The sequence below is a fragment of the Streptoverticillium reticulum genome (genome assembly GCF_047456005.1).
Lineage (GTDB): Bacteria > Actinomycetota > Actinomycetes > Streptomycetales > Streptomycetaceae > Streptomyces > Streptomyces reticulum.
Window position 1 is genome coordinate 26,965 of sequence record NZ_CP179757.1, and the last position, 19,475, is coordinate 46,439.

At 68.5% G+C, this 19,475-nt stretch carries 9 protein-coding genes and 3 pseudogenes; 9 read left to right on the plus strand and 3 right to left on the minus strand.

Going from position 1 to position 19,475, the window contains the following annotated elements; all coding sequences use genetic code 11:
- Positions 1–46 precede the first annotated feature (46 nt).
- Positions 47–2,116: an FG-GAP-like repeat-containing protein gene (locus ACMATS_RS38275; RefSeq protein WP_414170589.1), complete on the minus strand. Its 2,070-nt coding sequence runs from the start codon at positions 2,114–2,116 to the stop codon at positions 47–49.
- Positions 2,117–2,536: 420 nt separating this feature from the next.
- Here ACMATS_RS38275 and ACMATS_RS38280 point away from each other — a divergent pair.
- The 3 genes and pseudogenes from ACMATS_RS38280 to ACMATS_RS38290 form a co-directional block, all read left to right on the plus strand.
- A pseudogene (locus ACMATS_RS38280) lies at positions 2,537–3,198 on the plus strand (transposase family protein); the annotation flags it as partial.
- A 1,108-nt stretch (positions 3,199–4,306) separates the two neighbouring features.
- A complete protein-coding gene (locus ACMATS_RS38285; RefSeq protein WP_414170967.1) occupies positions 4,307–4,720 on the plus strand; it encodes a hypothetical protein in 414 nt (137 codons plus the stop codon).
- 527 nt (positions 4,721–5,247) lie between these two features.
- Positions 5,248–7,686 (plus strand): FG-GAP-like repeat-containing protein, encoded by a 2,439-nt coding sequence (locus ACMATS_RS38290; protein ID WP_414170968.1) that lies wholly within the window; start codon positions 5,248–5,250, stop codon positions 7,684–7,686.
- Between the two features lie 158 nt (positions 7,687–7,844).
- Here ACMATS_RS38290 and ACMATS_RS38295 read toward each other — a convergent pair whose 3' ends face one another.
- Entirely contained in the window at positions 7,845–8,672 is an 828-nt protein-coding gene (locus ACMATS_RS38295; protein WP_414170969.1) for a hypothetical protein, read from the minus strand.
- A gap of 24 nt (positions 8,673–8,696) precedes the next feature.
- Positions 8,697–9,290, minus strand: coding sequence for a hypothetical protein (locus tag ACMATS_RS38300; protein WP_414170970.1), 594 nt, complete (start codon positions 9,288–9,290; stop codon positions 8,697–8,699).
- A 181-nt stretch (positions 9,291–9,471) separates the two neighbouring features.
- On the opposite strand from ACMATS_RS38300, the pseudogene ACMATS_RS38305 reads away from it, so the two are divergent.
- From ACMATS_RS38305 to ACMATS_RS38330, 6 genes and pseudogenes are all read left to right on the plus strand, one after another.
- A pseudogene (locus tag ACMATS_RS38305) lies at positions 9,472–9,878 on the plus strand (transposase family protein); the annotation flags it as partial.
- 850 nt (positions 9,879–10,728) lie between these two features.
- Positions 10,729–11,928, plus strand: a pseudogene (locus tag ACMATS_RS38310) (IS256 family transposase).
- Positions 11,929–12,365: 437 nt separating this feature from the next.
- Positions 12,366–12,761, plus strand: a complete 396-nt coding sequence (locus ACMATS_RS38315; protein WP_414170971.1) for a hypothetical protein — start codon at positions 12,366–12,368, stop codon at positions 12,759–12,761.
- A complete protein-coding gene (locus ACMATS_RS38320) occupies positions 12,758–13,837 on the plus strand; it encodes a hypothetical protein (RefSeq protein ID WP_414170972.1) in 1,080 nt (359 codons plus the stop codon). The genes ACMATS_RS38315 and ACMATS_RS38320 overlap by 4 nt, the downstream gene beginning before the upstream one ends.
- Before the next feature lie 79 nt (positions 13,838–13,916).
- Entirely contained in the window at positions 13,917–14,405 is a 489-nt protein-coding gene (locus ACMATS_RS38325) for a hypothetical protein (RefSeq protein WP_414170973.1), read from the plus strand.
- Between the two features lie 83 nt (positions 14,406–14,488).
- Positions 14,489–19,354: a DnaB-like helicase C-terminal domain-containing protein gene (locus ACMATS_RS38330; protein WP_414170974.1), complete on the plus strand. Its 4,866-nt coding sequence runs from the start codon at positions 14,489–14,491 to the stop codon at positions 19,352–19,354.
- Positions 19,355–19,475 lie beyond the last annotated feature (121 nt).

Below are 19,475 nucleotides of genomic sequence, written 5' to 3' on the forward strand. Positions count from 1 at the left end.
GGGCATGTTGTGCCGGGGGCCGGTCCTGTGGGTTGTTGGTGGGTGGTTAGTTGGGGAGTTGGAGGCGGATGGTGTGGGGTGTGGTGAAGAGGTGGGGGGTGGTGGTGCCGGTGGAGTTCCAGGTTTTGATGGTGTTGTTGTTGGTGTCGACGGCGAGGAGGTCGGTCTTGCCGTCGGCGGTGAGGTCGCCGGCGGCGGGCTGGGTGTAGCCGTTCCAGCGGGTGAGGTACTTGGGCTTGGCGAAGGGGTTGTGGCCGGGGGTGAGGTTGCCGTCGGACTGCCAGTAGTCCAGGTTGCCGCGGGGGGTGTGGGCGAGGAGGTCGGCCTTGCCGTCGCCGTTGTAGTCGCCGGCGGTGGCCTGGGTGTAGCCGTTCCAGCGGGTGAGGTACTTGGGCTTGGCGAAGGGGTTGCCGGACTTGTCCTGGCCCTTCCACAGGTAGAGCGTGTCGGTCTTGGTGTCCATGGCGATGACGTCGGCCTTGCCGTCGCCGTCGAAGTCCCCGGCGGTGGTCTGGGTGTAGCCGTTCCAGCCGTCGGTCAGCTTGACGGGGTCCTGGAAGGTGCCGTCGCCCTTGCCCTTCCACTCGTACAGGGTGTCGCCCTTGGCGGCGACCAGGTCGGTCTTGCCGTCGCCGTCGAAGTCGCCGGCCGTGGTCTGGGTGTAGTCCCAAGTCTTGTACAGCTCGCGGCCCTTTTCGAAGGCGCCCTTGCCGTTGCCCTTCCACTCGTACAGGCCGCCGGTGGCCTTGTCCTTGCCGACCAAGTCCGCCTTCTTGTCCCCGTCGAAATCACCCAGCGCATCCTGCGACAGATCCGACGCCTTCAGATAGGACGGTTTGCCGGGCGTCACCGTCATCGTCACCGTAGCGGCCTTCGACGATTCCTGCCCGAACTCGTCCTTCACCTTGTAGGTGAAGGAATCCTTGCCCGTCCAGGTGGAGTCGGCGGGGGTGTAGACGACCTTGCCGTCCTTCACCGTCGCGGTGCCGTGCTGGCCCTTGCCGTTGTTCTGCAGCTCGATCTGCGCCTTCGACCGGTCACCCGAGATGCTGTCGTTCGCCAGCACATCGATCGGAGCCGACGGCTTCCCCGCCACGGTCTTCACCGGGCCGTCATCCTTCGCCACCGGAGCAGCCGGCTCATTCCACTCCAGCACAATCCGCCCCGCAAAACCCGCAGGATGCAACGAAGAACCACCACCACCGGCCTTCCCCCGCTGCACATCCCCCGCATTGCCCGGCGTCTGACGGTCACCCGCCATCAGCTTCCCACCCGCCAACGACGCACTCACATAACCACCACCACCCCCACCACCACCGAACCCGTAGTTGCCCTCGCCCTGGCCGCCGCCGCCGCCCCCGTAACCGCCGCCGCCGGCCCCGCCATAGTGGTTGAACGTGCTGGTCCCGCCGTTGGCACCGAAACCGTCCCCGCCCTTCTCGCTCGGCGTGAAACCACTGGCATTGCCGCCGGAGCCGCCCTTGCCATCGCTCCCCCCACGACCACTAGTGTCGGGGTATTGCTTCGTCCCCGACCCGTCCTGCCCGCGGTCCCCGCCACCCGCACCACCCGGCGTGGCGCTGCTGCCGCCGCCGCCGCCGGCGACCAGCAGCCGGGTGTCACCGGACCTCACCGAACTCGCACCACCCCCACCACCACCAGACGAGCTGAGGGCTGCATTCGATATTGATCCGCCATTGCCGTCACCGTAACCGCCCGCAGCATTGGTCTGGTATGCCTTATCGCCGCCGCCGGCGGTGGTCAGGGTGAGCTGCTGGCCCCCCTGCACCGAAATAGTGCCCTGCGCATAACCACCCGCACCCCCATAAGCGTCCTTGTTGCCCGAGTTCTTACCGCCGCCGCCGCCGGCGCCCCAGACCTTCGCGAAAACCTTCGACACCCCCTGCGGGACGGTGAAGGTCTGCGTCTTCTTGCCGGTGTAATCAAAGATCTGGCAGTTGGAATAACCATCGGTCGGGGTACAGCCGCCCGCACCGGCCCTGGCCTGACCAGCAGCAGTAGCAGCGGGCGCCGCGGCCCCCAGCGCCGTAATACCCACCGTGGCCACCACAGCCGCCGCAGCAGCCCGGACCAACGCCCGCCGACCACCGGACACCGCACACACCCTCATAGGAATCTTCCACTCGTCGACAATCAAAACCCCACGCCAGACAAGCCAGCCCGCCCGAGCCCCAACGACACCCCGTGCCGCCAACACCCGCACCAGCACAGCCAACCGACGCGCACACCAACGAGTCTCCCTCCACACCCCACCCCACCCACACAAGCCAACGATGACACCCACCCACACAAAGCCCCCACCCCCCACACAAAAGACACACCACACACCCACATACAAACCCAAAAGACAACCAACCAACGACACCCCCCACACGCCAAGCCCCCACGCAAAAACACAACCACCACACCACTGAACGTCTTTCAGCCTGTGGCACAGGGGCAATGACGGTGCGGACGAGGCAAGACTCCTGGCCGCTGCCTTGGTGATCTCACTCGCCGACATCTCGACAGCAGAAGCCTTGCGGTCCCGTATCAAGCCACGCTCGACGTCCCGTACGAGGTCGTTGGGCAGGTTTCCTGGCTGATCCGTACCCGGAGGTGTAACAGAAGCCCCCCTGGCAACGGCCCAATTGCTTCCGGCAGGCCCTGCTGGCACTGGTCCACCTGCGCATGAACGAGACGCTCGCCCGGCCCGCAGCCGGGTTCGGCGTCTTGACCGCGACCATCGGCTGGTACATCGCCGGGACCGTCGAGATCCTTGCCTACCACGCACCGGACCTGCGGACCGCGCTGCGGACCCTGCCCGCCAGAGGACTTCGCGGTCCTCGACGGCACGTTGATCGCCACCGACCGTATCGCCGCGAACGAGCCGTACTACTCGCAAAAACACCGGCGACACGGGATGAACGTTGCAGGTCATCGGCCGCCCGGGCGGCACGCCACTGTGGTTCTCCAGGGCTCTGCCAGGCTGGACCCACGACCTGACCGCCGCCCGCGCCCACGGTGTGGTCCAGGCATGCCTAACCCGCCAGGTCCTCGTCCTCGCGGACCGCGCCTACCGAGGAGGCAACGCCTCCGTCCATGCGCATCCTCCGGCGAACCCGGCGCTCGACCAACCGCATCAGCCGCATCGTCCAGGCCGTCCACACCCTCCTGACCTGGGACTATTCAGGATGAAAGATGTTCAGTCGGCACATGTAATTTTCTGTCTCCATGTGAGAGGGCTCGATCAACCGTCTCGGGCCTTCGCCCGCGAGTTCGTCGAGTGAGCTCTCAACGCGTCCTGAACACACGTCTGATGCCGTACTCGCCGTCTCCGAGCTGGAGACGAATGCGATCCGCTACGGCAGCGAACCGGGTGACTCCCTGCCCGTCGTCGAATGCCCCCGGGGGTGTGGCCTGCCTGTTCATAACCGAGGCCCTCCGCAGGTGGGGCACCGGCGAATGACGAACGACCGGTGGGGAAGTAGGTATAGGCAGAGGTGAGGACGCAGTGAACGGGCCGCGCTTGACCGTGCACGGGGGCGTCGTCTCCCTCGACTACAGCCAGGCCCCGTGGAGGCTGATGATTCGCGAGCTCGGTCAAGCGTGGCAGCCCCACGTCATCAACGGCGCTCCGGTCCGCATCCTGTTGTCATTCGAGCCGACCCCCACAGGCTGCAGCCAAGAGGGTGCAACGCAGTTCGTCGAGGAAGGCATCGCGGCCGACGCACTCAGATGGGGGACGACGCGGATCTGCCGCCCGTGCATCTGTGCTGACGAGCGGGCCGCCCCGGAGTCTGTGACACCCGGGGCTGGCCCACTCGCTATGCGCCCCTACCTGACGCCGTTCCGCTCCGCCCGCCGGCAGCTGCAACGCTCAGGTCGGGTGAGGTGGTTCCGGCCGAAACTCTGGGGTGTGCCTTGCCCCAATGGTCCTGGGCCGTCACTCACCGGAGGAATCAGGGGATGCTGTGACAACGCTCATGACCGACCACCCGGCATGGACACCCCATGCCGACAGCGGTACGACTCGCGCCATCCTGGCCCGCGATGCTGTGTGGTCGGCCCGCTGGAAGGGGGCAGACCTCGCCCTGCTCCAACAAGACAGCCGACGCACCACCGCGCATTGACCACACCACCGCCGACGTGCCCACGACCGCCCCCGCCCCGTTGCGCGACGCCCTGATCGGCTTCGACACGGTCGTTCGCCCGCCAAATCCGTCCCTGCGGGACGCCATCACCACGGCGTTCCTCCGGCAGGTCGTACGTGCTGCGCAGGCCCACGCTCTCTACCTCCGTTGGTGTGCCGCCCTACGGCACCCGCGACACCCCGCACGGGCCCGTCGCGCTCACGCCCGCCCCCGAGATCGTCCTCTACCTGCCCGACGACGCGTTCCGTCGAGTCGGCACGGCCTTCCACCGCACCGCCTTGCAGGCTGCCGCCATGGCCTACCAACAGCACGGCGACAACTGGGCCGCCCTCGACGCCGACGACCTCGTCAAGGCCCTCGGCGACATCCCGCGCGTAGGCCCATGGACTGCTTTCGCCGCCACCGCGGGCCACACCGGCGACTTCTCCGTCTACCCACACGGCGACCTCGCCGTGCGCACCTGGGCCCACCGCCAGCGCCCGACGCGCCCCTGCCCGACGGCGAGCGCGCGTTCGCCGCCGCCTGGCAGCGCTGCGCACCCGACCGCCCTCGGCTCCACGCCCTGACGCTGTTCACTCTTGTTTGGGGTCTCATGCCCGCAAAGCCGAGCACAACGGAGCACCAGCCGACCACATCTGAACCTCATCGCCGGCGCCGCCCCCGCATGGGAACTCGACGCCCTGTTCGTCAACCCACCGCTGCGCGACTACGACCTGCGTCCGCGAGTCAACGACTACACCCTGTCCCGTCCCTTGAGCAGCCCGGCCGCCACCAGACGCGCTCCAGCAACTTGACGGTGCCAATGGCGCCCTACGGTCGACTTTGCCGAGACCCCGGGCAACCAGACCGTTTCGACTCAACCACTTCCTTCCGAAACGAAAGCGTCAACTTTCGGTAGGCGTTTGCAACTTCTAGCCCCAATAAGGTCGCGATTACGCCGCAAGGAAGAACAGGCTTGCTCGCCGCTATTGGTGGGAGGGTTTTGGGACGTGTGTTGTCGGCGTGATGGTTTCGCATCTCGGAAACATTCTGGCGGGTTCATGAACTCCCGTCAGTGCATTTGGCGCCTTATCCTTCAAAAGGAGATTCTGTAGTGAAGCGTCGTATCCGCGGCCAGCGTCTGGTCGCCTCGTGCATCATGACCGCCGTAGCCGCTGGCGGTATCGCGTCCGCCTCACCCGCATTCGCCGCGACTCCTCACCCCCAGGCCAGCCCCGTTATGCCGCTGCAGGGCAAGGCGTCCCCTCGCCATCTGGGCGACACTCCGTGGGACAAGTACACCGGCCACGGTGGTGACATGACGGATAAGGGTCTCTCCCGCATGAATCCGGGCGAGGTCCGCACCAGCGACCCCAATCTGACGGCGTCGATCGACAGCAGCTCTATGGACTACGGGTCGGCGGCCAATGTCACCTTCACGTTGAAGAACACTGGAGATAAGGAGATCCCGTCTGGCTGGAAGGCGGCTATCCAATTCCCCATCGGAATGAAGATCTCGAAGTACATTAAGTCCAAGACGAAGGATGGGAAGGAGGTCGACACGCCGATCGCTATCTGGGGTGCCAGCGGGTTCAATGGTTTTAGCAACCTCAAAATCAAGGTGATCAACGATGGGCAAGGCCTTGAACTCTGGTCTCCGCCCACGGATCCGTCCCAGTCGTGGGCCAATGACCCCATAGCTGCGCACCAGACTGTGGGGCAGGCAACGAGCTTCCAGTACAGCTCCGACTCCTCGAAGATTGTTGTACAACCGGCCAACAAGGACGTGCGGGGGCTCCAGCCGTTTTCGCCGTACTTTGACCCGACTGCCGGAAATGGAAACGGCATGGTCAATCTGGGCGGCAAGCCGATGCCGCTCAGCCAGTACATGAAGCAGGTCGGAGCAAAGAATGTCACGCTCGCTTTCATCACTGCCGACCAGTTCAAGGAAAAGGGGGAGCCTTCTTGGGGCGGTCAAGACGCTAACCTTACCTCGAAGAAGAAGTTCGGGGACGTCATCAACGATGTCCGCCAACAGGGCTATGATGTAACCGCTTCATTCGGAGGGCAGATCGGTCCTTATGTCGACCAATCTTCGCAGTACAAGAATGCCGCAGACCTTGCTAAGGCCTACGAGAAGATCATCTCGGATTACGCACTCACCAAGATCGACTTCGATATTGAGCCGCCATACGACGATGACAAGGTTTATGGCGATGTAAACAAGAAGAACGCCCAGGCTGTAGCCATGGTCCAGAAGTGGGCTAAGAAGCAGAAGCGTGAACTGCATGTTACTCTCACTCCGGCGGTCCTCCCCAGTGGCCTGACTGAACATGGAGGGCAGGCGCTCGTCAAGGACTGGGTGGATGCCGGTGTAGATATTGCGCGGGTCAATATCATGACCATGGACTATGGCGACAATGCTCTCCCTAGCCATGACATGCTCGCGGGTGCTAAGCAGGCCGCCGAGAATACGCACAAATTCCTTTCCGGACTTTACCCGCACAAGACATCGGCCGAAATCTACAAAATGATCGGTCTCACCCCGGACCTCGGGGTTAATGACGTTCAGACCGAAACCTTCTCGCTTCAGAACGCCAAGGATCTGGTCAATTGGGCGGAAAAGCAGGGTATCGGCCAGCTCGGCTTCTGGTCAGTCAACCGAGACCAGGACAATGGATCAGCTGGCCTCGACTCGAGCGGGGTCAAGCAGGCCCCCGAGGAATTCTCTAAGATCTTCGCGAAGTTCGACGGACCTGGGCCTGTGCCGTCTCCGGTGAAGGCGTCGGATTTGTCGGAGGATGTGCTGGGGGATTTCACGGGGGATGGTGAGGCGGATCTGGTCGGTAAGGACAAGGCGACCGGTGGGCTGTATCTGTGGCAGGGCGAGGGGGACGGTTCCTCCTTCAAGGCGGGCCGTGAGCTGTACAAGAGCTGGGACTACACGCAGACCACGGCCGGGGACTTCGACGGTGACGGCAAGACCGACCTGGTCGCCGTCAAGGACGGCGTCCTGTACCTGTGGAAGGGCGACGGCAAGGGCGGGTTCGCCAAGCCCGTGAAGCTGACCGGCGGCTGGGGCCGCTTCACCCAGACCACGGCCGGGGACTTCGACGGCGACGGCAAGGCCGACCTGGTCGCCCTGGACACCAGGACCCACCAGCTCAAGCTGTGGAAGGGCCAGTCCGGGACGAAGAACCCCTTCGCCAAGCCGATCGTCCTCACCCCCTGGAAGGGCTTCACGCAGACCACGGCCGGGGACTTCGACGGTGATGGCAAGGCCGACCTCATCGCCAAGGACCCCCACGGCAAGCTGCTGGCGTGGAAGTCCAGCGGCGACTTCAAGCACAATCCCTTCGCCAGGCCCGTCACCCTCACCCCGTGGAACGGCTTCGACCGGATGACCGCCGGCGACCTGAACGGCGACCACAAGGCCGACCTCCTCGCCGTCGACACCCGCCACAACACCGTCAAGACCTGGACGTCCACCGGCCACCTCACCTCCAAGCTCTTCGGCTCTTCCCACAAGGTCCAGCTCACCATCCAACCCTGACCCACCAAAACCACAACAACCCCGGGCACCCCACCACACCACCCCAGGGGTGCCCGGAGGCTGGGGTGTCTGACCAGTCGGGAATGACAGGCCCCAGGGGCAGCGCCACCAGGTCTCTCAACACCCTGCTGAACGAGGAGCGCAGGTATTCAGCGGGGTTATGCCAGGTTGGCGGGGAGGCCGGGGATATAGCGGACGGTCTTGCCCACGAGGATCTCGCGTACGCCCGAAACGGGCTCGCTCAGTGGGTCGTTGACTGCACAGATGACCTGCTGTACCCCGTCTTGCGCATCGGGTCGGAGCGCGCAGTCGGTGAGGGTGCGCAGCATCATCTCGCCGGCTTCCCGGTCGTGTCCGTGGGTCCCCAGGCCGCTTAGCGGAGAATCGATCAGGAGGAAACCCGGCAGCAGGATGGCCGGGACTTCGGCCATCAAGTCCCGCAGCGCGAGCATGGCGTTGATATTGATCCTGACGAGGACGGCGCCCGCGACGGCCTGGGCGTCGAAAGAACGTCCGTTGACCAGTGGGGAGAACCCGTCGGCGTCGATGGAGGCGCTGCGTACCTGCGGGTCGGTGGCCTTCATACGCTTCTCGAAGAAGAACGACCAGCGCTGCGCCAGGGCCTTGGCGTGCTCGCTGACATTTGTCTCCGCTGTCTCCGCTCCTGTGAACTCCTCCTGCGCCTTGCCCTTCGCCGAGGCCAGGTGGTCGCGCCCGCGTTCGAGGTCGTGCAAGGCATCGACCTCCCTGAGATGCCGCGCGAGTTGCTCCAGCCGGTCTGCCAGTTCACGCGCGGCTGCCTCAAGGCCACGGGCCTTTTCCCGCTGGGGATCGACGAGGTCCCTACCGAACTCCGCGGCGCGCGTGTACGCCTCCCGCACGGCCTGGTCGGCCTGCAGTGCCTTCAACCGCGCGGCCGCGGCCGCGTCATCCGTCCTCTGCCGGGCTGCACGGGCACGGTCCCGCTGCTCACGGGCTTCCTGCACACGCTCGTCGTCCTGCCGGCTTCGCTACGCCTGTCCGGGGTCGATCTCCTTGCACAACGGGCACTGCTCGTCCTTCAGCCCTTTGGTGACCAGCTTCTGGTGACATATCGGGAATGCCGTGGGGTCGGCCGCGCGTTCCCGCAACGCTTTGTAGAGCCCTTTGGCCTCCCTTTCCGCGCGGGCCCAGGACCGGGCCTCCTTCTCGGCTTCGCCCGCCGCAGTCCGTGCGGCCTGCTGTGCGGACTCGGCTGCCTTCGCCTGATCCGTCAGGGCCTGGTGTCGACGGGCCAGTTTGCTCAGCTCCGCGGTGGCCGCGTGGGCCTGCGCGGCGGTTTCCTCGTGCTCGGTGGTCCACTGTGCCTGGCGCGCCTGCAGGTCGCCGACTTCGTCCGGCCCGTGCTCGGACCGTACCTTGAGGGTCTTCTCCAGGGTGCTCTTGGCGGCCGACCAATCCTTGCGGGCCTGGTCGGCGCGTGACCTGAGGGCTTCGACCTGTGCATCGTGGGCGCCGAGCAGTGTCCGGCCCGCCAGCCGGCGCCGTGCAGGGGAGAGACCACCGAGGTAGCTGGTGGCGATGGTGACCTGCTGGATGTACAACCAGGTCAGGACGTCCATCATGGTGAGCCGCCCCGGTCCTGTACTGATCCGGGGGATGCCCAGCAGGTCCTGGAAGGACTCGCCGGCACTGAGCTCACCGCCCTTGCCCCCCCTTGACGGGACAACGCACCGGCGACTGACCGGCAACGGTGAGGTTTTCGAACTCGACCACACCAGCAGCGCTGCGGGCCGAGCGGGTGGCACGCCAGCGCACCGTGCCGATCTGGAAATGACCGCGGCCCGGGCCCACAGCATCGTCCAGGCCTGCCTCACCCCCCAGGCCCTCGTCCTGCCGACCGTGCCTACCAAGGAGCCGGAGCCACTGTCCGCACCCCTCTCACCGGCACCACGAACTCCCCGAGCACTGCAAGCGGTTCAGCCGTGTCCACGCCCGCTTGTGAGCCCCAGGCGAACGCGCCTTCACCAGGCTCGAGAGCTGGCGCGTCCTGGGAAGGGCCCGCTGCAGCACCACCGCATCGGAACCGTCGTCGCTGCCATCCCGGCTCAAAACCTGGGCATGTCCTACGCCGGGCCCGATGCTCCACCAACCGCATCAGCCGCATCGTCCAGGCCGTCCACACCCTGCTGACCTGCGGCTATTCAGGATGAAAGACATTCACTGAGGTTTTCTCAGCAAGCGAATGCAGTGGTAGAGCTGTTCGGCTTGGGTGACCTCTGAACAGCACGTGAAGCCCCTGGTAGGAGACGGGACTTGCGGCAGTTCCTGCCGGTCCCAGGAGGCTTCACGTGATCTCTCATCGTGCTATGCCCGACGTCCCGTGGTCCGAGTACCTCGCCCGTCGGCTCGACGGACACAGGCGGGCGATCGGCGTCCGTCGCGGGACACGGGCACTGAGCCCTTTCGGCAAGCGGTGCTCGCGCTGCGCTGGTTCCGCTGACAGGTGCGCTCACGTGAGGGCCGGGGCGGGGGCATGCCCGTTCCCCCGCCCCGGCACACGCGAGATGGGTGCGTAACCCCATTGTGGGGCGTACGCGAGTCTGGGGCCGTCGATGCAGGGTTCGCGGCGTGTCTGCGTGTCACGATGGGGTGAACGCTCCGAGCGCGGGCGTGCTCCACGGCCGCCCCGTCCGTACGTACCCTCGCGAAGGAAGCGGCCTTCGGCGTCCGCTCCGCTCCCGGCCTTTGCCAGTCGCGCCGCCTGCCGCTTCTCCTCTGCCTTGCGTGTCTCGCCGTCTCGCTGTGCCGGGCTGCCCCTTCCCGCTCCCGCCCGGCTTCCGGCCTGTGTTGTCCCTCCCTCCTCTCGTTTGTTACGTGTCCCCCTATTCCTGGCGGGGCATGTCCGGATGATCGTGTAAGTCCGTGATCTGAGAGTGTGGCGGGGTCTGTGGCTCCGCCCCTCCGGAAAGGCACGATCGCGTGAACGAGACGCACATATCCGAGGCGGCCGTCGGCGAGGCGGTTCCGGCCGAGCAGGTGGATGCTCTACTCGAGCAGCTGATGGACTCCGCGGACGCCGCCGGTGCTCCGCTGGCCGGCGAGGGCGGGCTGCTGCAGCAGCTGTCCAAGGCCCTGCTCGAGCGGGCCCTGCAGGCCGAGATGACCGAGCATCTCGGCTATGAGAAGGGCGATGCGGCCGGCCGCGGCAGCGGGAACAGCCGCAACGGGACCTCGGCGAAGACCGTTCTGACGGACGTCGGTCCGGTCGAGGTGGACGTGCCGCGGGATCGTAACGGGGACTTCGAGCCGCGGATCGTCCCGAAGAACGCCCGTCGCCTGTCGGGCTTCGACGAGTAAGTTCTGGCTCTGTATGCCCGCGGGATGACGGTCCGTGACATCCGCTCGTACCTGGCGAAGATGTACGGCACCGAGGTGTCGCCGGACCTGATCTCGAAGGTGACTGATGCGGTCAACGAAGAGATCACAGCGTGGCAGTCGCGTCCGCTCGACCCGGTCTGGCCGGTTGTCTATGTCGACGTGCTGTGGATCAAAGTGCGGGACGGCAAGGTGGCCAATCGCCCTGTTTATCTCGCTGTCGGTGTCGACCTGGACGGCTGCAGGCACGTGCTCGGCCTGTGGATCGGCAAGGACGGCGAGGGCGCCCGCCAGTGGCTCACGATCCTGGGCGAGTTGAAAGCGCGAGGGGTGGAGGATGTGCTCGTGGCCTGCTGCGATGGCCTGCCGGGACTTCCCGACGCCATCAACGCCGTCTGGCCTCGAACTACCGTTCAAACTTGTGTGATCCACTTGGTTCGGGCGAGCCTCCGGTACGCGTCGAAGGCCGACCACGGCAAGCTCGTGCCGGCCCTTCGGAGGATCTACACGGCGCCGAGCGGGCAGGCCGCCGAGCAGGCCCTGGAGGAGTTCACCGCGTCTGAGCTGGGACGCAAGTACCCTGCGGTGGTCCGCACCTGGACCCAGGCATGGCAGGACTTCGTGCCCTACCTGGCCTTCCCGCCCGAGATCAGGAAGGTGATTTACTCCACGAACATGATCGAGTCGATCAACGCCAGGCTACGGAAGGTGACTCGCAACCGCGGGCACTTCCCTACGGAGCAGGCCGCCGTGAAGGTCCTCTACCTGGCGATTCGCGAGCTGATCGAGCCCAAGACGCGCAGCAAAACGCACGTCGCACCGCACTGGAAGGCCGCGCTGAACGCGTTCTCGATCTACTTCCAGGACCGTATTACCCTCAACTGAAACCCCAGGACTTACACGGAGTCACGGACACGCCCCTGCTGGCGTCTGTTGTTACGGGTCGGGTAGGGTGTTACGTGTCTGGTCGGAGGTGGGTTCAACTCCTGTTCCAGGGTGGACGGTTGTCTGCCCCCGGGTGGCGCCCCTGTTGCCCTGTTCGGCTTGGCCGGACCTCTGCTCTTCCCGCCCGTCCCGTTGGCCCGTCGCCGGCTGGTAGGTGTCCGGTCTGCGGTCTGTGTTCCTCGTTCCTGGCTCGTCGTGCGTTGGCTGTGCTTGTTGAGGGGGTTGTTGCTGTGGCTGTGGTGTCCGAGCCGCCGTGTGGCGAGTGCGGGGAGCCTTTCTCCTACGACACCGGTGCTTCTCGTTTTGTGTGTGGGAATGGCCAGTGTGCGGCGTTGGGGATGGATCTGCCGGTATGGCGTGTCCTGAGGCGGGCCGGTATGGCGGTGCCGGCCGTGGCCGGGCTTCCGCGGCCCGTTTACCGGGGGATGCCGGTGCCCTGGGTCGCGCCGGTGTCCGGTGATCGGGTGTGGTTCCGTGCGCTGGATGGTGAGCGGCTTGCCCGGGCCCAGAGCCAGTGGCTGTGTCAGCTGTGCGGTGAGGCGTTGTCTCGGCAGGCGTGGGTGTTCGTGACGCCGGAGGGCCTGGTGCTGCAGGCCGCTCTGCACGAGGGGTGCAAGGACATCGCGTCCGGTTTCTGCCCGCATCTGTCCGGTACTACTACGCGGGCGGTGCCTCGCCGGGTCACCCGTGAGCAGATCAGCGCAGATGGCCGGCCGTTGCCGGTGGCCGGTGCCTCGGATCCCGACTACCCGCACACATGGAGGATCCTGTGACCTTCATGTCCCCTGCGATCGCCGCCCCCGCCCGGCCTGCCCGCTGCGCACCCCCCGTGGCTGCGGTGCCGGCAAGTGGCCCGGCTCTGCTGGCGCCGCTGGTCCCGTACTTGCCGCCGTTGACCCGTGACGTGGCCCGTTGTGTGTGTGGCGGCTGGGGTGCGCGGGCGGAGGAGTCGCTGTGCCGGACGTGCCGTGAGCAGGCGGTCGCGGTGCACGGAGAGCGTCTTGCCGCGCTGCTGTCCCGGATCACCTACGGTCACCGTGGGGTGCGCCTGCACTGGACGGGCCCCGATACGGACGCCGAGTGCTTCACCCCGCGCGTGCACTTCACCGCCCCGGACGTCAACGACCCGGGCGGACCGGCCATCGAGCTGCGCTGGTTCGAGCACTGGGCGGATGACCAGCTCGTCACCGCGTGCGCGCACGGCGCCCGTGATGAGGAGATCCTGGCGCTGGCGGTGGCCCAGGCCCACTACGCTCTCGCCACCCTTCTGGTGCACGAGGTGGGGGAGTGGTTCACCTACCACGGCCGGCAGGTCTTCCCGCCCCACCGCCGCGACCCCCACCTGCCCTTGGACGAGGACAACGGCCCGGACGGCAACGGCCCGGTCGTCCTGTGGCTCACCTACTCCACGACTCCCACGGCCCGGGCCGAGGACACCGGCCCCACCGCCGGTCATGGTCCGCTCACCGACCCGGCCCTGGTCCTCGGCCAGGAGGCGGCCCCGCCGCTGAGCTCCGCCGGAGGCCCCGGGGCCGGGCCTGCATGCCCGGTGAACTGGGCCGCGCTCGGCGCGCGCCCGGGCCGGGTCCTCACCCTCGCACCGCACGGCATCACCGTCACCGCCCCGGACACCACCACGTTCAGCGCGTGGTCCCCACGGGCCCGGCAGCAGAGCCGGCAGGAGACTTTGGAGCAGGCGCTGCGCGATATCCACCACGTGATGGTCCGCTCCGGACTCTGCGACCTCGCCGCGCACCTGAACCTCGACGGCGTCCCCGTCCTGGCCCCCCACCCGGGGACGCAAGCGCCGGGCGCGCCCTGGCAGTTGAGCCTGGCCTACGACGGATGACACCACCTGCCCACCGGCCCGCCATGCCCCAACCCGCCATGGAAAGAGCAACGATGACGACGGCGTCCGGTCCCCGAGTATGCGAGGACATGCTCACGGACACATCTGCCAGCTCGCGGATCAGCTGGAGCACGTCTACGACACCCGGTCATGGACGTACCGGACCCAGCACCACCTGCTGCTCGACCTGGGACGCCGCTTCACCACCACGCCCACCACGCCTGCCCCGCGCCGCCTCCCCGCCATGCCTGCCGGGCAGTGCTGCAACAACGCCGCCCGCTACGCCCACGCCCGCCACGAACACGGCCTGGTCTACGCCGAGGGCTTCGCTCTCGACGTCGCCGGTGCCTACCTGCCGCATGCCTGGTGCGTCCGCCCGGACGGCTCCGTCCTCGACCCGACCTGGCAGAACGCCCCGGGACGCGCCTACATCGGGATGCTGGTAGCCGATCGCCGGCTGTGGCCCGTCGAAGGCGGAGGACTGCTGGAAGACTTTCGGCGCCTTCTGCCCATCCTGCGCGACGGGCTGCCTCAACAGGCCCTTGCCGTCTATGGCCGCCCCCTGTGACCGGACGCCCGCATCGTGCTGCCGCCCCCCGTCTCGTTGATCCCGTCCCGTCCCTGTCCCCCTTGTCCTCTTCGGAGTTGCTGATGTCTGACGCACCGTCGCCGCAGGATCCCGCCGCTTTTGCTGCACCCGCTGGTGCCGTCCCGGACACCACCGCCGCCGCGGAGCGGGCCCCTGCTGCTCTTGCGGTTCTCCCGCTGACGCAGGACCTGCAGGACGTGATCACACACCGGGAGATCGGGTGTGTGACCGGACCGGGTTCCACCGCGACCACGGCCGTGGAGAGGGCCCTCGCCGAGGGCCAGGTTGCCCCCGGCCACGGCGTGGTGTGGGTGCGGGCGGCCGCGCCGCAGGACCGCTCGGCCATGGCCCGGTCCCTCTACACCGCGCTGGGCCTCCAGGCGCACCGGCCCAGGCCCCGGGTCCTGGCCGACACCGAGGAGCTGATCGCCGCGGAACTGCGACGCACCACACGCCTGGTGATCGTGCCCGACGCCCACCAGCTGCGCACCACCGCGCTGCAACTGCTCTACGGCCTGTGGGCACACAGCGTGCCGGACCACTTCCCCCTGGTCCTGGCCGGTGACGACCACCTCGACGCCGTTCTCCAGCGCCCGTCCCTGGCGAGCCTGAAATCGTGCGTGTTCCTCCGGCACCGCTTGCCGACCGCCTCATCACTGCTGCCCGCACCTGCTGTCGCTGCGCCCGGCCTAGACGCTGCTGCGCCTGGCTTGGACGCCGTCGCACCCGCTGCGACTCCTGCCGCCGCTGGGTCCGCCTCCGCCGTCCCGGACACTGCCGCCGCTGTGTCTGCCGCTTCATCGCCGTCGTCGGGGCCCGCCCCTGCCGCGGCCTCCGCGCCTGCTGCTGCTCCCGGCACCAGCGCCGAGGGAGCCCCTGCCGCGGCCAATACGGGGGACAAGGGGCCGTTGTTGGTGTCGGTGGCGCGTAAGCGGCTGTATCAGCTGGTCGACGCTGCACGCGATGAGGGGCGGGTGGTGTTGGTCGCGAAGGGCAGGGCGACTGCCGCGTTGGCTCCGGTGGGCCGTCTGGACGCCGTGTCGCGGGCCCGGCTGGGTTCGTGGCCGTCGTGGGCGCGGACGGCGGCGCGTCCGAAGCTGGGAGACCTGGTCGTCGCTGCGTCCGGCACGGCCGCCACGCCGGGGGTGCCGCAGGTGCTGCTGGACCGGACGACGCCGATCGCGGTCCTGGTGGATGCCGCGCTGCTCCCCGCCGGTGACGGCCCCGTCGTCGTGCCCGGCGGCCCCGATGACGCGGGGGCCCCGGAGCCCGCCGCCGAGGTGGCCCCCGCCCCCACCCCGGCTGCCACTGCGCCCGCCGCCGGGGTGGATCAGGCTGCCACCGAGTCCGAGTCCGATCGGTCACCGCTCGCGCTGCCCGATCTCATCCCCCCGGCTGAGCCGCCTGCGCATGGGAAGACCCCGCCAGCCCTGGCCGCATCGATGCGGGCGCCCGTACCTCAGGCCTCGCCCGCCCCGGCCCCCTCGGACGTCGAGGCTGCTCCCGGCGGCCCCCGTCCGGCCGCCGCTCCTTCCCACGCCGCTGGGGCCGGTACGCCTGCTGCGTCGTCCCGGGCGCCGGAGGCGACCGCGTCACCGGCCCCCGGCCCTGCGCCTGTTGGGTCCGCCAGCCCGCAGGCCGCCGCGCCCGACGAGCTGGCCCGGCCGGCCGCGCCCGTGCCCGCGCCTGCCGGTGCTGCTCCCGTGGCCGACGAGGCGTCCGGCCCGGCTGCGCCAGCCGCTCCTCGGACGCCGTCGGCCGAGCTTGTCGACGAGCCGTTCGCCGAGCTCGCCGACAGCCCCGGGCCGGGTGGTTCGGTGCCGGACGGCGCTGCCGCCCCTGCGTCTGCCGTTGTTGCTCCGGTTCCGGCTGGTGCTGGGCTGGAAGAGGCCGAGTCCGTCGGCCCTGCCCAGGACGCTGCCGCCCCTGTCCCCGCCGCCCAGGACGCCGCGGCCCCGGACCCTTCACCGCGTCCCCGCATGCTGCAACGCCTGGATGCCACCGTCCTGGACGAGCTCCTCGCCCCCGCCACCCTCAACACGGTTGTGCCGTGTGTGGGGGGCCCGGTGGTGTTCGGTCTGCCTGCCCTGGACCAGGCCCTGGCTACGCTCACCCCGGGCCGTCTGACCCTGATCGCCGCTGCGCCCGGGGCCGGAGGGTCGCTGCTGGCCGCCGCGGCGGCCCGGTACACCGCCCTGACCCACAACCTCCCCGTTCTCTACGCGGCTTCGGGCCTGACCCGTAGCGATGTGGCCGCGCGGATCGTGGCCGCGCACACCCCGGTGGACTACCGCCGGCTGCGCACGAACGCTCTGACCGCCGTGGAGCTCGAGGCCGCTGCCGGGGTGCGCGCGCAGCTGGCGTCCGCCCCGTTGCTCGTCGATGACGGCACGGGCCTGACCGCCGACGCCATCGCTGAGACGGTGCCGGATGTTGAGGGTCTGGCGCTGGTGGTCGTCGACCGTCTCCAGCACGCCCACGATCCCGCCGTGCCGCTGTCCGGCCCGGCGCTGCCCGCGGCCGCCCGGACGCTGGCCCACCTCGCCCGCACCCACGGTGTGCCGGTGCTCGCCGTGCTGGACACCGACGACCCCGACGCCATCACCGCGCTCGTGCCCGGCCTGACCCTCACCCTGACCCGTAACAGCGAGGACGCCCAACTGGCCATCACCGAACGCGACTTCGGCCCCCTGGCCACCCTCCCCCTCCACGCGGACCTGAGCTGCGCCCGCTTCACCGATCCGCCCCGGCCGTTCTCGGCCACGGAGGCGTTCGCCGACGAGGAAGGCCGGGCAGTCCAGGCCGAACTCCTCGCGGCCGCCCGACCCTTCACCCATGGCGGCGCGGTCCCGTCCCTGCCCGAGGACGTGGCACGAGCCCTTGCGCTGCTCGATGAGGCCGTGGCCAACAACTTCGACATGGTGCCGCTCTTGCTGGAGGCCATGGCCAGCACCGCAGCCCGCGCCCCGCGTCTGCCGGACACAGCCGAGGGCCGTCGTCTGGCGGCCGCGCTCGCCGCGTTCGCCTCCCACGCCGCCGCTCACGGTCACACCCCGCCCGGCACCGGCGCCTCCGGCATCACACCCGCATCCGAGGCGCTCCAGGGCCCGCACACGCCTGCTGTGCCCTGCGCCGGGCCCTCGAACCCACCGCTGACCGGACAGGCCGTCACCGGCCCGTACAGCCCCGCCACTTCCGCCCCGCCCGCCGGCCACGATCTCCCGGCCGCGGCCGCGCCACAGGGGTCCGCTGACCCCACAGGCCCGGTGAGCGTCGGCTCCGCCGTCCCGGCGGAGCCCGCCCCGGCCGCTGCGCCGTCCACTGGCCCGGCCCTCGCCCACACCGGGCCCGGCCCGTCGACTACTGCCCCCGCTCCCGCCCTGGCCCCTGCCGCCGGACAGGCTGCCGCGGGGGAGGGCCTGGAGGCGGCGGAGGCTGAACTGCTGGATGCGGCGCGCCCGTTCCTCTCCGGTGCCCTCAGCGGTCTCTCGGCCCGGCTGACGGGCACCATGGCCGCCCTGCGCGATGCCCGCACCACCACCGCGACCGGCGCCACGGGCGTTGCACGCGACGGGGCACCCGTGGCTGTCGGTGCGTGCCCGGAGCCAGAGCTGGCGGGTGTGCTGGCGGGGCTGCGCCGGACGATGACCGATCTGGCCGCCCGTGCACCGCGCCTGCCCGACACCCCCGAAGGGGCCCGCCTCCACACCGCCCTCGCCGCCTACACCACCGTGCACTCCGCGACCGCGCGCACGGCCCCCACTCCGGCCCGTACCGCCCCGTTCGCCGGGGAGCCGCCCGCCGCCGCGCCGGTGCCTCACACGACCCCTGCTGCGCCGGGCGACCGGCCCGCCGGTCCTGCCCAGGCGCTCCAGACGCCCGGCGACGAGGAGACGGCCGCGTCGCAGTCGTTTCAGGACACGACCGCGCTGCCGGAAGCGGACGTCCCGGCGTCCCGTACGAGCGCGCGGGTGTACACGTTCTTCCTGAACAAGATCACCGCCGCCGTCGAGCAGGCCCTCGAAGAAGCCGGGGGTGACATGGAGGCCGCGACGAAGGCCCTCGTGCGGAAAGCTGTGCCGGACTCGATGGCCCTGTTCAAACTCACCCGCGTCGGCGCGAATTACGTCCACACCGTCTACCCGCCCGCCCTTAAATTCCTTTCCAAGCCCGCCCAGGGCGCATCGGACGAGGTATGGGAAGGCCGCCATAAATGGCGCAACCAGCCCCTGGCCGACGCCATCCGCAAGGGCACCCACGAACCGCTCGACGTGACCGCGCTGGACACCAACGCCGCATTCCTGTCGGCCTTCAAGACGCACCTGCCCATCGGCGCGCTCCAGCACGACCCCACCGGAGGCTTCGACCGCCGCCGCGCCGGCATCCACCGCGTCGACCACTTCGAATGGCCCCACACCCACCTGCCCAGCCCGCTCGGCAACCGCGTCGAGCCCGGCCCGTACTACCTCGACGACGCCACCCTGCGCCTGCTGATCCGCTGCCACCAGCTCGACCTGTGCGAGGCACCGCGGATCCTGGAGTCCTGGACCTCCGGCGCCTCCGAAGGACTGCTGGAGAAATTCCGCCGCGTCCTGCAGCAGGCCCGCACCACCGCGATCGAGAACCACGACAAGGTCACCGAGGAATACGTCAAAGCGATGTACTCCCGGTTCACCTCCACCATCGGCGAATCCGGAAAGAACAACGAACTCCGCCGACCCGAATGGGTCCACACCATCCGCTCCCAGGCATTCGCCAGCCTCTGGCTCAAATCATGGAAAGCCCACCAGGGAGGCCTTATCCTGGTACAGGTATCCGGAGTTGACGAACTCCACGTCGCCGGAGGCGACTGGCGCCAGGTCTTCAAGGAAGGCCGCATGCCAGCTGAAATGAAGGAAAAGCGCCTGTACACCCTCGGGGGGAAATAACCGATGCCGTACGACGACAGCGGCTGGCGCAACTTCGGCGTCTACGGCGCCGGCCGCTCACCGGAGAACGTCCGCGGCGGCCGCGCCCTCGGCCGCGCCATGGAAGAAGCCCTCTCCCGCC